Origin of the sequence: Burkholderia sp. Ac-20345 (assembly GCF_017104825.1) — a bacterium.
GTDB classification, from domain to species: Bacteria; Pseudomonadota; Gammaproteobacteria; order Burkholderiales; family Burkholderiaceae; genus Burkholderia; species Burkholderia lata_B.
In genome coordinates, this window is the sequence record NZ_JAAGPO010000011.1 from 22,654 (window position 1) to 35,129 (window position 12,476).

At 66.0% G+C, this 12,476-nt stretch carries 14 protein-coding genes and 1 tRNA gene; 7 read left to right on the forward strand and 8 right to left on the reverse strand.

Annotation, left to right across the window (positions count from 1 at the left end; genetic code table 11):
• Nucleotides 1-71: 71 nt before the first annotated feature.
• From rpiA to G3O06_RS07435, 3 genes are all read left to right on the forward strand, one after another.
• Nucleotides 72-767, forward strand: a complete 696-nt coding sequence (rpiA, locus tag G3O06_RS07425; RefSeq protein ID WP_174912502.1) for a ribose-5-phosphate isomerase RpiA — start codon at nucleotides 72-74, stop codon at nucleotides 765-767.
• A 279-nt stretch (nucleotides 768-1,046) separates the two neighbouring features.
• Entirely contained in the window at nucleotides 1,047-1,763 is a 717-nt protein-coding gene (locus G3O06_RS07430) for an FCD domain-containing protein (RefSeq protein ID WP_011351849.1), read from the forward strand.
• Nucleotides 1,764-1,864: 101 nt separating this feature from the next.
• A complete protein-coding gene (locus G3O06_RS07435) occupies nucleotides 1,865-2,851 on the forward strand; it encodes a Gfo/Idh/MocA family oxidoreductase (protein ID WP_205815590.1) in 987 nt (328 codons plus the stop codon).
• Between the two features lie 52 nt (nucleotides 2,852-2,903).
• Here G3O06_RS07435 and G3O06_RS07440 read toward each other — a convergent pair whose 3' ends face one another.
• From G3O06_RS07440 to G3O06_RS07470, 7 genes are all read right to left on the reverse strand, one after another.
• Nucleotides 2,904-3,596, reverse strand: a complete 693-nt coding sequence (locus G3O06_RS07440; RefSeq protein WP_174912497.1) for an amino acid ABC transporter permease — start codon at nucleotides 3,594-3,596, stop codon at nucleotides 2,904-2,906.
• A 122-nt stretch (nucleotides 3,597-3,718) separates the two neighbouring features.
• On the reverse strand, nucleotides 3,719-4,513 hold the full coding sequence (locus G3O06_RS07445; RefSeq protein WP_205815591.1) for a cystine ABC transporter substrate-binding protein: 795 nt from the start codon (nucleotides 4,511-4,513) through the stop codon (nucleotides 3,719-3,721).
• A gap of 100 nt (nucleotides 4,514-4,613) precedes the next feature.
• Nucleotides 4,614-5,651, reverse strand: a complete 1,038-nt coding sequence (locus tag G3O06_RS07450; protein WP_205815592.1) for a quinone-dependent dihydroorotate dehydrogenase — start codon at nucleotides 5,649-5,651, stop codon at nucleotides 4,614-4,616.
• Between the two features lie 98 nt (nucleotides 5,652-5,749).
• Nucleotides 5,750-6,580, reverse strand: a complete 831-nt coding sequence (locus G3O06_RS07455) for an arginyltransferase (protein WP_011351853.1) — start codon at nucleotides 6,578-6,580, stop codon at nucleotides 5,750-5,752.
• A gap of 33 nt (nucleotides 6,581-6,613) precedes the next feature.
• The gene (gene aat / locus G3O06_RS07460) at nucleotides 6,614-7,378 is read right to left on the reverse strand and encodes a leucyl/phenylalanyl-tRNA--protein transferase (RefSeq protein ID WP_205815593.1); all 765 of its coding nucleotides are present in this window, start codon (nucleotides 7,376-7,378) and stop codon (nucleotides 6,614-6,616) included.
• An 11-nt stretch (nucleotides 7,379-7,389) separates the two neighbouring features.
• A complete protein-coding gene (locus tag G3O06_RS07465; protein WP_011351855.1) occupies nucleotides 7,390-7,935 on the reverse strand; it encodes an NUDIX hydrolase in 546 nt (181 codons plus the stop codon).
• A gap of 182 nt (nucleotides 7,936-8,117) precedes the next feature.
• Nucleotides 8,118-8,194: transfer RNA gene (locus G3O06_RS07470), tRNA-Met, on the reverse strand.
• Between the two features lie 197 nt (nucleotides 8,195-8,391).
• On the opposite strand from G3O06_RS07470, the gene G3O06_RS07475 reads away from it, so the two are divergent.
• From G3O06_RS07475 to G3O06_RS07485, 3 genes are read left to right on the forward strand one after another with little or no spacing between them, the layout of a single operon-like run.
• Nucleotides 8,392-8,889, forward strand: a complete 498-nt coding sequence (locus tag G3O06_RS07475; protein ID WP_174912485.1) for a heme-degrading domain-containing protein — start codon at nucleotides 8,392-8,394, stop codon at nucleotides 8,887-8,889.
• Between the two features lie 3 nt (nucleotides 8,890-8,892).
• Nucleotides 8,893-9,231, forward strand: a complete 339-nt coding sequence (locus G3O06_RS07480; protein ID WP_174997077.1) for a multidrug efflux SMR transporter — start codon at nucleotides 8,893-8,895, stop codon at nucleotides 9,229-9,231.
• 30 nt (nucleotides 9,232-9,261) lie between these two features.
• Entirely contained in the window at nucleotides 9,262-10,416 is a 1,155-nt protein-coding gene (locus G3O06_RS07485) for an enoyl-CoA hydratase/isomerase family protein (RefSeq protein ID WP_205815594.1), read from the forward strand.
• A 119-nt stretch (nucleotides 10,417-10,535) separates the two neighbouring features.
• Here the strand turns inward: G3O06_RS07485 and G3O06_RS07490 are convergent, their stop codons facing one another.
• Nucleotides 10,536-10,964 carry a hypothetical protein gene (locus tag G3O06_RS07490; RefSeq protein WP_006484223.1) on the reverse strand — a complete coding sequence of 143 codons (429 nt, stop codon included), beginning with the start codon at nucleotides 10,962-10,964 and terminating at the stop codon, nucleotides 10,536-10,538.
• A gap of 340 nt (nucleotides 10,965-11,304) precedes the next feature.
• Here G3O06_RS07490 and ssuD point away from each other — a divergent pair, with 340 nt between their 5' ends.
• Nucleotides 11,305-12,462, forward strand: a complete 1,158-nt coding sequence (gene ssuD / locus G3O06_RS07495) for an FMNH2-dependent alkanesulfonate monooxygenase (protein WP_205815595.1) — start codon at nucleotides 11,305-11,307, stop codon at nucleotides 12,460-12,462.
• Nucleotides 12,463-12,476: the final 14 nt, after the last annotated feature.

The following is a 12,476-nucleotide window of genomic DNA, read 5'->3' on the forward strand; positions in this document are numbered from 1 at the left end:
CGAAAAACGCGGGGCGTCATCCGAGTCCGGTAAACTGGCGGTTTTCCGCAATCCCGCAGCATTCCCACTCCATGACTCAAGACGAACTCAAACGCCTCGTCGGCCAGGCCGCCGCCGACTACGTGATCCAGAACGTGCCGGAAGGCGCCGTGATCGGCGTCGGCACCGGCTCGACCGCCAACTGCTTCATCGACGCGCTCGCCGTCGTCAAGGCGCGCTATCGCGGCGCCGTGTCGAGCTCCATCGCCACGACCGAACGCCTGAAGTCGCACGGCATCAAGGTGTTCGACCTGAACGAGATCGACTCGCTGCAGGTGTACGTCGACGGCGCCGACGAGATCGACGCGAGCGGCGCGATGATCAAGGGCGGCGGCGGCGCGCTGACGCGCGAGAAGATCGTCGCGTCGGTGGCCGACACGTTCGTCTGCATCGCGGACGCCAGCAAGCGCGTACCGGTGCTCGGCGCGTTCCCGCTGCCGATCGAAGTCGTGCCGATGGCGCGCACGGCGATCGGCCGGCGCGTGACCGCACTCGGCGGCGTGCCCGTGCTGCGCGTGACGAAGGACGGTGCGCCGACCATCACCGACAACGGCAACGAGATCATCGACGTGAAGGGGCTGCAGATCGCCGATCCGCGCGGTTTCGAAGCGCAGGTGAACGCATGGCCGGGCGTCGTGACGGTCGGCCTGTTCGCCGAGCGCGGCGCGAATCTGTGCTTGCTCGGCACGGAAAGCGGCGTTGAAACGATCGTTTATTCGGCTAATTGAAAGACAAGACAAGCAGTCCGTAATGATGTGTCACACGTCGTAATGGACTGAATGTTTAAATCTTGTGGAAATCGGGGCCCGGTAGGCGCAATGCGCTTCCCGGGCCTTATTTTTAGCCGTATAAATCACCCCGTCAAAAAGAGGGATAACCCTGTCAGGTGTTTACCAGATAGCGAAATATCCTCGAACTCATCAACTTATAGATCATAAGAACAGTCGTAACCAGGGCCGGCGGAACTGCGGAGCAGGTGTTCGCAAATCGACGCACGGGGAGGTGTCATGGAGCAGGGCAAAGACCGGTCACTGGTCGCCAAAGTGATGGATGGGCTTGTCTCGGGTATCGTCGAGGACAAGTACGGCGGCATCTTGCCGCCGCAGGACGTGTTGTCGAAAGAGTTCGATGTGAGTCGCACCGTGATGCGGGAAGCGTTGTCGATGTTGCTTGCGCGCGACATGCTCGACGTGCGTCCGAAGGTCGGTACGCGCGTGCGGCCGATGCGCGACTGGCGGATGATCGATGAAGACGTGGTGAGCTGGCGATTTCGGGCGAAACCCGATCCGCAGTTCATGCGCGACGTCATCGAATTCCGGATGCTGATCGAACCGCGCGCAACCGCGCAGGCGGCGGTGCGTGCGACAGCGGCGGACATCGCGGGCATCCGCGAAGCGTTCGATGCGTTCAAGGTGCTGCAGCCGGGAGACCCCGGCTACGACACGGCGGACGAGTTGCTGCACACGCGGATCGTCCAGGCGAGCGGCAATCAGTTCTTTCAGCAGATGGCGGCGATCGTGCGCGGTGCGGTGCGCCTCGTGAATCCGCGTGTCGTGCAGAAGGAAGGTGCGCACGAGATCGTGGTGAAGGCGCACGCGCGTGTGGTCGACGCGATCGAGCGTCGCGATCCGCGCGAAGCCGAAGCCGCTTCGCTCGCGCTGATCGATTTCAGCGCCGACGAGATTTCGCGCGATTTCTCCGTCGACGTGCCTATGCGCGCCTGACGCTGCGCGTGTCGCTCATCCGTGTGCCGCCGGGCCGTTTATCATGACGGCCGGCCGGCAGCGTGCCGGCCACCGTTATACGACCGACACGGAAGATCAGGATGAACGACAACGACCATCGCAAGGTGCGCTTCGGCATCATTGGCGCAGGCAGTATCGCGTGCCGCTTCGCACAAAGCCTCGCACACGTGCCGGGCGCCACGCTCGCCGGTGCCTGGGCCCGCCGCGCCGATGCTGCGGCAGACTTTTGCGGCGCGTACGGCGGTACGCCTGCTGCAAGCCTCGAAGCACTCCTCGCGAGCGATATCGACGCGGTCTACATCGCGACGCTTCACGACAGTCACGCGCAGTACACGCTGGCCGCACTTGCCGCCGGCAAGGCCGTGCTGTGCGAAAAACCCGCGACGCTGAACGCGGCGCAGCTCGACACCGTGCTGCGTGCGGCGCGCGACGCCGGGCGGCTTTTCATGGAAGCGATGAAGCCGCCATTCTTTCCGCTGTACCGTCAGCTGCGGGCGCACCTGCATGACGATCCGATCGGCGAGATCCGGCTCGTGCGGGCGGGATGCGCGTCGTCGTCGGTGCCGGACGACCATGCCGTCTATCGCCTCGATCGCGCGGGCGGCGCGCTGCTCGATATCGGGATCTACGAGGCGTTTCTCGCGGTGGACTGGCTCGGCGCGGCGCTCGAGGTGCAGACGCTCGGCCGCGTCGGCGCAACCGGGGTCGACCTGTTCGCCAGCCTGAATAGCGCGCATGCGAACGGCGGGATCGCGCAGATTTTTTGCGGGCTCGACGTGATGGGGCGCGGCGACGCGCTGATCGCCGCGGCCGGCGGCCATGTGACGATTCACGAGAAGTGGTGGAACCCGGCACGTGCGACGATCCGCTATGCGGATGGGCGCACCGTCGAACTCGACGCACCGGTCGACGGCGGCGGGCTGAACTACGAGACCGCGCATTTCTGCGAACTGCTGCGCGCGGGCAAGACCGAAAGCCCGATCATGACGCACGACCATTCTCGGCAGATGATTGCGATGACCGATGCCGCGCGCGCGGCACTCGGCGTGCGCTATTCGGGCGAGTAAGCGGGAAGGCGGGAGCCGGGCACGCGGGTGCGGCCCGGCGGATGGCGTGCGCTCAGTGCCGCGACGGCAGCGACAGGCGCTTTTCGTACCAGCGCTGCACCCATTCGAGGATCTGGCACAGGATCCAGTACACGGCCGCGGCGGCGAGATAGAGCGGCAGCGGCTGATAGGTCGCCGCGATCACTTCCTGCGCGCTGCGCAGCAGTTCGGTCACGGTGATCACGGACACGAGTGACGTGTCCTTGATCAGGCTGATCAGGCTGTTCGACAGGCTCGGCACCGCGATGCGCAGCGCCTGCGGACCGATCACGTAGCGCAGTGTCTGCCCCCACGACAGCCCGAGGCTGTACGAGGCGAGCCACTGGCCGCGCGCGATCCCGTTGATCGCGCCGCGCATGCTTTCCGACATGTAAGCCGCGACGTTCGCGGACAGCGCGATGACGCCGGCGGGCGTCGGGTCGAGCGAGATGCCGAGGCTCGGCAGCCCGTAATAAATGACGAAGATCTGCACGAGCAGCGGCGTGCCGCGCATCAGGCTCACGTACGCGCGTGCCAGCCACGCGAGCGCGTTGACCCAGATGCGTTCGAAGCCGTCGAGCGCTTCGCTTTGCCGGATGCCCATCATCGCGAGCACGACGGCACCAAGCAGGCCGAACACCATCGACAGCACGGCGAACTTGACGGTCAGAACGGCGCCCTGGGCGAGCACCGGCAGCGATTGGACGAGCAGGGACGTTGTCGACATGGAATACGAATCGAATGCGTGCGCGAAAGCGCAATCATAAACCGGACGAATAAAACAAAGGGCGGCATCGTCACGGATGCCGCCCTTTCCGGCCCGCCGTCAGGCGGGAAATGCAGGCGTGCTTACTTGATCGGCTTCGTCACGTCGATGCCGAACCACTTGTCCGAGATCTTCGTGAACGTGCCGTCGGCCTGGAGTTGCGCCATCGCGTCGTCGATCGCCTTCTGGAACTTCGGGTTGCCCTTCTTGAACGGGATGCCCGACGGGTTTGCCGAACCGACGTTCGCGCCCGGGCGCAGCGGCAGTTGCGAATTCTTCGTCAGGTACGCGAGCATCAGGCGGTCGTTGAGCGCCGCGTCGAGACGGCCGGCCGCGAGATCGCGCAGGTACTCGGGCGCGCCCGGGTACGTCTTCACGTCGATGCCGGGCACCGACTTCGCCATGTCCATGTAGTTCGTGCCGAGCGCGACGCCGAGTTTCTTGCCCTTCAGGTCTTCCAGCGACTTGAACTCACGCGTGTCGTCCTTGCGCTGGATCAGCTGCGCGGACGAGAACGTGTACGCCGGCGAGAAGTCGAGCGTTTCCTTGCGCTTGTCGGTGATGCCGACCTGGTTGGCGATCACGTCGAACTTGCCGGCCTGCAGGCCCGCGATGATGCCGCTCCATTCGGTCGTCACGAATTCCGCCTTCACGCCGAGCTTCGCGGCCACGGCCTTCGCGATGTCGACGTCGAAGCCGACGAGTTCGCCTTGCGGGTTCTTCGAGTTGAACGGCGGGAAGGTGCCTTCGAGGCCGACCCGCAGCGTGCCGCGTTGCTTCACCTGGTCGAGGAGCTCGGCCGCATGCGCGGTGGCGGCGGCGAACGACGTGCCGATCAGGCCGGCAACCAGCAGCTTCTTCAGCAGCGCAATCTTCATCGTGTGTTTCCTTGCCCTGTCCGGGTCATTGATTCTGATAACGGGGTCGATGATAGCAAAAATGCAATCGACCTCTAAATATCGTTTGTTTATGCCTATATTACGCGGTGCGTTCGCGGGCGATAGCCTTCACGCATTCCGCGACGAGCGAGGGGCCGCGGTAGATGAACCCCGTATAGAGCTGGACGAGCGCCGCGCCGGCCGCGAGCTTCGCACGGGCGTCCTCGCCCGAGAAGATGCCGCCGACGCCGATGATCGGCACTTCGCTGCCGACTTCGGCGTGCAGCTTGCGGATCACTTCGTTCGACGCGTCGAACACGGGGCGGCCCGACAGGCCGCCGGCTTCGTCCGCATGCGGCAGGCCCTGGACGGCCGCGCGCGACAGCGTCGTGTTGGTGGCGATGACCGCCTCGATCTTGTGGCGCAGCAGCGTATCGCCGATTTCCTTGACCTGTTCGTCGTCGAGATCGGGCGCGATCTTCAGTGCGAGCGGCACGAGCTTGCCGTGCAGGTCGGCGAGGCGCTGCTGCTTGTCCTTCAGCGCCGCGAGCAGCGCGTCGAGTTCGCCCGCGCCCTGCAGCTGGCGCAGGTTCTTCGTGTTCGGCGACGAGATGTTGATCGTCACGTAGCTCGCGAACGGGTACACGCGCTCGAGGCAGTACAGGTAGTCCTCGGCGGCGCGCTCGATCGGCGTATCGGCGTTCTTGCCGATGTTCAGGCCGAGGATGCCGCGATAGCGGGCGGCCTGGACGTTCTTCACGAACTGGTCGACGCCGTGGTTGTTGAAGCCCATCCGGTTGATCAGCGCTTCGGCCTGCGGCAGGCGGAACATCCGCGGGCGCGGGTTGCCGGGCTGCGGGCGCGGCGTGACCGTACCGACCTCGATGAAGCCGAAGCCGAGTGCCGCGAGGCCGTCGATGGCCGCGCCGTCCTTGTCGAGGCCGGCCGCGAGGCCGACCGGGTTGCGGAACGTGAGCCCCATCACGGTGCGCGGTGCGTCGGGCACACGGGCCGACAGCGCGCAGGCAAGGCCCGTGCGGCCGGCCGCGCCGAGCGCGCGCAGCGTGAGGTGGTGAGCGTCTTCCGCATCCATCTTGAACAGGGATGCGCGGGCCAGCGGATAGAGGGAACTGAACACGGGAATAGGGCGGACAGCCGGAATGAATGACAACCCGCTATTTTACCGGGAGTTGGGCGGCAGAGGCGCGCTTCGCTGCGTTACCCGCGCGGCGCGCGTTAGCCCGAGCCGGAATGCCCGCCCGGCAACGGCGCGCGCGCCAGCGCCGCATCGACGGGCGGCAGGTCGATCCGTTCCGGATCGAGTATCTTCCAGCGGCCGTCGATCAGCCCTTCGAGCGGGTGGAAGTTCGCCTTGTAGGCCATCTTCGGGCTCTCGCGGATCCAGTAGCCGAGGTACACGTAGGGCAGGCCGAGGCTCTTCGCCTGCTCGATCTGCCACAGGATGTTGTAGGTGCCGTAGCTCGTATGCTGGTCGTCCGGCTCGAAGAACGTGTAGACGGACGACAACCCGTCGCCGAGGATGTCGATCATGCTGACCATGCGCAGCTTGCCGGGCTCGCCGCCCGGTGCGTCGAGGTCGCGGAATTCGACGAGGCGCGAGTTGATCCGGCTCTGCAGCAGGAACTGCTCGTACTGGTCGCGGCTGTCGCGATCCATGCCGCCGCCCGCGTGGCGCGCGGACTGGTAGCGCATGTAGAGCGCGTAGTGCTCTTCGTCGTAGTGCAGCGGCGAAACCGTCGCGACGAGCGTGCGGTGCCGCTTCCACATCCGGCGCTGCGTCCGGGAAGGCGCGAACGCGTCGACCGGGACGCGCACCGGCACGCAGGCACGGCAGCCGTCGCAGTACGGACGATACGTGAAGACGCCCGAGCGCCGGAAGCCGGCCTTGACGAGCTCGGTGTAGATGTCGGAGTTGATCAGGTGGCTCGGCGTCGCGACTTGCGAGCGCGCGACGCGGCCGTCCAGATAGCTGCACGGATAGGGCGCCGTTGCATAGAATTGCAGCGCCGAAAGCGGTGAAAGCGGCAGCTCAGTCGGGTGAGTCATGGGCAGCTCTCGTTGCAGGGAGGGAGTGCCGCGCTAGCGCTCGATCCCGGAGGGGGGCGCCGTTTCGGTGCGGCCCGTCAGCGCGGCGAGCACGCGCTTGTCGAACTGCCACGGAATCGGCGGTTCGGCTACCGCGCTGCGCACGTGAGCGACAAAGGCCTTGCGTGCGATCTCGCGGCCGCCGAGCGACGCTAGATGCGACGTATTCTGCTGGCAGTCTATCATTTCCAGCCCCTGCTCGCGAAGGTGTGCGACGAGCGTGGCCAGCGCGATTTTCGATGCGTCGGTCGCGTCCGCATACATCGATTCGCCGAAAAACATCCGCCCGAACGACACGCCGTACAGGCCGCCGACGCGTCGCCCGTCGTGCCACGTCTCGATGCTGTGTGCGTTGCCGGAGCGGTAGAGCGACGTGTACGCGTCGATGATCTCGGCCGTGATCCACGTGCCGCGCTGTCCGCGGCGCGGCGCCTGCGCGCACGCGCGCATCACGCCCGGAAAGTCGTAGTCGACGCGCACTTCCCATTCAGGCTCGCGCAGTACGCGCTTCAGCGTCTTGCGCAGCGACGGCGACACCTTGAATTCCGCCGGCACGAGAATCATGCGCGGGTCGGGGCTCCACCACAGCACGGGCTGGCCGTCCGAATACCACGGGAAGATGCCGCGCAGGTACGCGTCGATGAGGCGCGACGGCAACAGGTCGGCGCTCGCGGCGAGCAGCCCTGGCGCGCCGGTCGCGGGGCCGAGCGCGCGCTCGATGGGCGGAAACGGATCGTCCGGGCCGAGCCAGGGGACCATGGGGCGGGGGCTCAGCCGTTGCGCAGCGAGCGGAAGATATCGCCGGTGTGCACGCCGTAGTCGCCCGCGGCGCGATCGGCGAAGAAGAATCGCAGGGTCTGGCTGACGGTCGGGAACGCGATCTCGTCCCACGGGATGTCGGCTTCGTCGAACAGCTTCACTTCGAGGCTTTCCTCGCCGGCCTCGAACGCCGGATCGGTGAGCCGCGCGAGGTAGAACAGGTGAACCTGGTGCACGTGCGGCACGTTGAGCAGCGTGAACAGGTTCTGCACCTCGACACGCGCGCCGGCTTCCTCGAGCGTTTCGCGTGCGGCGGCTTCGGCCGTCGTCTCGCCCATTTCCATGAAGCCCGCGGGCAGCGTCCAGAACCCGTAGCGCGGTTCGATCGCGCGGCGGCACAGCAGGATCTGATCGCCCCAGACCGGGACCGTGCCGACGACGTTGCGCGGATTCTGGTAATGGATCGTGCCGCAGTGATCGCAGACGAAGCGCTCGCGGTTGTCGCCCGGAGGAATGCGCGCGATGACTTCGTGACCGCAGACGGAGCAGAATTTCATGTCGAGTGGAAGGGACGAGGTGATGCGAGTGTATCACCGGGGCGCGGCATTCTTGAACGCCTGCGCGTGCAGGCCGCGTGTCGTACGAAGCGGAAGGTGCGGGCGCGCGAAGAGGGCGGGGAGCACGACGGAAAAACAAAAAGCCCGGCACTGGGCCGGGCTTTTTGCATGAATCTGGACGTTGGTTGCGGGGGTAGGATTTGAACCTACGACCTTCGGGTTATGAGCCCGACGAGCTGCCAGACTGCTCCACCCCGCGTCCGTCGAAGAAATGAATTATATGGGTTATCCCGAATGCGTGCAAGCGCTTTCTGACAATTTCTTGTCGCGGCTTGTCGGGCCGGTACGGCGGGTGCGTGCGCTAGAATCGAGCGGTTTGTTTCGTCTCTTCTGCAGCGGGGCCGTGCGCGATCGCATCGGCGCCGTTGCGACTCTCATTACTGTATCGACGGATTCATGGACATCGCTCACGATCTGCAATCGATCGGCGCGCAGGAACAGGCGCTCGTGTTTCCCCATTTCGACCCGGCCCGCGCGTGGGCGCTTGGCAGCCGGATGCATGCGCTCGCGACGTCGCGTGGCCATGCGGTCGCGATCGACATCGTCACGTTCGGCCAGCCGCTGTTCTACGCGGCGCTCGCTGGCGCCACGCCCGACAATGCCGACTGGGTGCGCCGCAAGCGCAACGTCGTCGCGCATTTCCGCCGTAGTTCGTACGCCATCGGCCTGCGCATGCAGCAGGCCGGCGCGACGCTTGCCGACAAGCACGGGCTGCCGATCGCCGAATATTCGCCGCACGGCGGCTCGTTTCCGCTGACCGTCGCCGGTGCCGGCGTGATCGGCTCGATCACTGCATCGGGGCTGCCGCAGCGCGCGGACCACGAATTCGTCGTCGAGGCGCTGTGTGCGGAGCTCGGCCACGATTACGCCGTGCTGGCCCTCGCAAGGAGCTGAGCGATGCAACTGCCCGGTTACGCATGGCTCGCGATCGCGATCGTCGCGGAAGTGATCGGCACGTCCGCGCTGCGCGCGGCGGATGGCTTCACGCGTCTCTGGCCGTCGCTGCTCGTCGTTGCCGGCTACGGCATCGCGTTCTACTGCCTGTCGATCACGTTGCGCACAATGCCTGTCGGCATCATCTATGCAGTCTGGTCGGGCGCCGGCATCGTGCTGATCACGCTCGTCGCGATGCTGCTCTATCGCCAGGTGCCGGACCTGCCGGCCGTGATCGGCCTTGGCCTGATCATCTCCGGCGTCGTGGTATTGAACCTGTTTTCGAAGATGCAGGCGCACTGAGCGTGCGACTGCCATTTGCCGGATGATCTCATGACCGATTCCACTTCCGCTGCCGTTTTCGCCGAATCCGCCCAGCCCGACGTACGCGCGTATGTCGCGAACCGCATCGGCTTTCTCGAACTGAACCGGCCGAAGGCGCTGAACGCGCTGTCGGTCGGCATGATCCGGCTGATGCAGCAGGCGCTCGACGCGTGGCGCGACGATCCGGAGGTCGTCGCGGTCGTCGTACACAGCCCGCATCCGCGCGCGTTCTGCGCGGGCGGCGACGTGCGCTTCTTCCACGATGCGTGGCAGCGCGGCGACCGCGATGCGGTCGACACGTTCTTCATCGAGGAATACACGCTGAACCACACGATCTTCGCGTATCCGAAGCCTTACATCGCGCTGATGCACGGCGTCGTGATGGGCGGCGGCATGGGGATTTCGCAGGCGGCGCGGCATACGGGCGGCCTGCGCGTCGTGACCGACTCGACGAAGATGGCAATGCCGGAAACGCGTATCGGCCTGTTCCCCGACGTCGGGATGAGCTGGTTCCTCGCGCGCACGCCGGGCGCAATCGGCCGCTATCTCGCCGTGACCGGCGCGACGCTCGACGCGGCCGGCGCGCTGTACGCGCAGCTCGCCGACGTCTATCTGCCCGATGCCGCATTGCCGGCGCTGCTCGATACGCTGCGCAGCGCGCGCATCGACACCGGCGAGCAGGCCGTCGCGTGCGTGGCCGAGGCGGCCGCCGCACACAAGGTCGTGCCGACCCCCGACACGTCGGCGCTGGCCGACGCGCGTGCCGGGATCGACCGGCATTTCGCGCAGCCGGACATCGGCGCGATCCTCGCTTCGCTCGACGCCGAGCAGGATTGCGCGGCCGTCGACGGATGGATCGAGAAGGCGACCCATGCGATGCGCGAACAGTTGTCGCCGTTGTCGATGGCCGTGTCGCTGGAAGTCGTCGAACGTGCACGCGGCGCGACGATGGCCGACTGCCTGCGGCGCGATCTCGATCTTACGCGCTCGACATTTGCGCACGGCGACGTGATCGAAGGCGTGCGCGCATTGATCGTCGACAAGGACCACCAGCCGGTCTGGCGCTTCAAGTCGTCCGCCGACATCGATCGCGCGGACGTGCTCGCGATGTTCGACAGCCCGTGGACGTCCGACACGCATCCGCTGCGGAATCTGCAGGACTGACGTCGGTCGGACTGACCGACGCACGAGCTGGAAACGAAAAGGCCGCCTGCACATGCAGGCGGCCTTATTCATGGATGTCGGCCGGTTGGCGGCCGAAGTGCGTAACGCTTGCGCGCGCGTTACTCGTCGCCTGCGTCGTCAGACATGAACGCACGCATGAACACGAGCGCGCCGAAGCCCCATACCGCATTCGCCGCGAAGCCGGCCGCGAGCACGGGCATCATGTTGCCCGACGGCCAGATGCCGCGCAGCGGATCGATCGCGAACACGCGGGCGGCCGTGAGCACGATGCCGCCGAACACCAGCGCGCCGATCCACGACGCCTCGCGTTCCGGCGAGACGCGCAGCAGCCACGCCATCGGGATCGCGCAGCACGCGCTGATCAGCGCATTCGCGACAAATTCAGGAATGCCGAGCGGCGCGAACGGCTGCGTGGAGAAGCCGGTTGCGGCGATCAGGTCGGCCGTATGAAGGAGTGCGAGCGTGGCTTCGCGGAAGAACAGGGCGGCCAGGAAGCCGGACAGGAATGGCAGGATGACTTTCTGCATCGATGAGTGCACCGCAGGCGCGCACGGCCGGGGCCGTCCGCGCGGAGTTATTCGGATAGGTGCGTCATTATAGGGCCCGTCCGCCGCGATATTCGCTCCAGCGTCGTGCTAATCACGAAAGCGGAAAACCTAAGCTAAAAAAAATCGTTCCAAAGCCCTGCACCGATCCCTAGACTGATTTCCCAGAAACAGCCGTGCAATCGCGTCCTCGCCCGCTGCACGGCCTGACCGGCGAGCCATCCCGATTCGAACGCACACCATGCATGCGCCGCTGATCCGCGACGCGAGCAGGGCGGTGTTTTTTCAAATTCCGGCAAGGACAGTCAAGCAGGAGCAGCAGATGAATGTGTTCTGGTTTATCCCCACGCACGGCGACAGCCGCTATCTCGGCACGGCCGAAGGTGCGCGCGCCGCGGATTACGATTACTTCAAGCAGGTCGCGGTTGCGGCCGATACGCTCGGCTACGAGGGTGTGCTGCTGCCGACCGGCCGTTCCTGCGAGGATGCGTGGGTCGTTGCGTCGAGCCTCATCCCGGCGACGCAGCGCCTGAAATTCCTGGTCGCGATCCGTCCCGGCATCGCATCGCCGGGGCTGTCGGCGCGGATGGCCGCGACGTTCGACCGCCTGTCGGGCGGCCGCCTGCTGATCAACGTCGTGACGGGCGGCGATGCCGCCGAACTCGAAGGCGACGGCCTGTTCGCGGATCACGACACGCGCTACGAAATCACCGACGACTTCCTGAACATCTGGCGCGGGCTGCTGTCCGCGTCGCACGACAACGGCGGGTTCGACTACATCGGCAAGCATCTGCAGTCGAAGGGCGGCAAGGCGCTGTATCCGCCCGTGCAGCGTCCGCATCCGCCGCTGTGGTTCGGCGGCTCGTCGCCGGCCGCGCATGAGATCGCGGCCGATCACATCGACACCTACCTGACCTGGGGCGAGCCGCCCGAGGCCATCGCGAAGAAGATCGCCGATATTCGTGCGCGCGCGGAATCCCGCGGCCGCAAGATCAAGTTCGGCATCCGTCTGCACGTGATCGTGCGTGAGACCGAGGACGAAGCGTGGCGTGACGCAGAGCGCCTGATCAGCCGCCTCGACGACGAAACCATCGCACGCGCGCAGAAGGCGTTCGCGAACATGGATTCGGAAGGCCAGCGCCGGATGGCCGCGCTGCACGGCGGCAAGCGCGGCGGCCGCGAGGCGCTGGAGGTGTATCCAAACCTGTGGGCCGGCGTCGGCCTCGTGCGCGGCGGTGCGGGCACCGCGCTCGTCGGCAATCCGGAGCAGGTCGCGGAGCGCATGCGCGAATACGCGGATCTCGGCATCGAGACCTTCATCCTGTCCGGCTATCCGCACCTGGAGGAGTCGTACCGTTTCGCGGAACTCGTGTTCCCGCTGATCAAGGGCAACGGCGCGGCGAAGGCGACCGGCCCGCTGTCGGGCCCGTTCGGCGAGATCGTTGGTAACAGCTATCTGCCGAAAGCGGCCCAGAGCTGAGCGACAGGAGGCCT